Source organism: Campylobacter sp. P0103, assembly GCF_002139545.1.
Lineage (GTDB): Bacteria > Campylobacterota > Campylobacteria > Campylobacterales > Campylobacteraceae > Campylobacter > Campylobacter devanensis.
The window spans coordinates 1-919 of sequence record NZ_MJKG01000018.1 but is presented as its reverse complement, the minus strand read 5'-3'; the positions used below and the strand labels follow the sequence as shown (position 1 = coordinate 919).

General features: G+C 27.3%; 1 protein-coding gene. It reads left to right on the top strand.

Annotated elements, in window-relative coordinates; genetic code table 11:
• On the top strand, positions 1 to 919 hold a 919-nt coding region (locus CIGNP103_RS08020; protein WP_180381814.1), incomplete at both ends, for a CDP-glycerol glycerophosphotransferase family protein.

Genomic DNA, 919 nt, shown 5'->3' with positions numbered 1-919 from the left:
AGTCTTAACAGGCTTTGCTAGACATGACTCTCTACTTGAGAAAAATAAAACAAACACTAAGCAAATTCTTATTATGCCAACATGGAGAAAGGCTTTGGTAGGAGTTACTCAGAATTCATCTAAAAGAGAGTTTAAAGAAGGATTTAAAGATAGCGAGTATTATATAAAATGGAATGATGTATTAAATAGTAACATGCTAAAAAATATATATGAAAAATATAATTATAAAATAATCTTTAATCCACATCCAAATATAATGCCATATCTTAATGATTTTACTATTCCTGATTTTGTAGATATAGCAGATACTGATGCAAGCTTGCAAGATCTATTTGCTAACTCTAGTATGATGATAACAGATTATTCATCAGTAGCCTTTGAAATGGGATATCTTAAAAAACCAGTAATCTACTATCAATTTGATGAAGAAGAGTTCTTTAATAGTCATACTTATACTAAAGGATATTTTGATTATAAAAGAGATGGTTTTGGCCCTGTTGTCACTACTCAAGAAGAGTTTTTAATAGAGTTAGAAAATTTAGTAAAAAATAATTGTCAAGTAGGTGAGCCATATAAATCAAATATAGAAAATACATTTGCTTTTAGAGATGGTAAGTGTTGTGAGAGGATATATCAAGCAATAGTAGAGCTTGATAAACCATATGAATCAAAAATTACAATAGAGCAAATAAGGCAAAAAGCTAAAGATGCCTTAGAGCACGAGTGCTTTTATGAAGCATCTTGTAGATATAGATATATTTTGGAAAATTCTGAAAATATAGATATATCTGATGTAGAACAATATCTATATTGTGCATTAAAGTCAAACAACCAACAAACTATTTTATATGATTTGATTTGGTTTATTAAAGACAATATTAATAAAGATAATTTTAGTTTTTATTCTAATGAAGAAAAA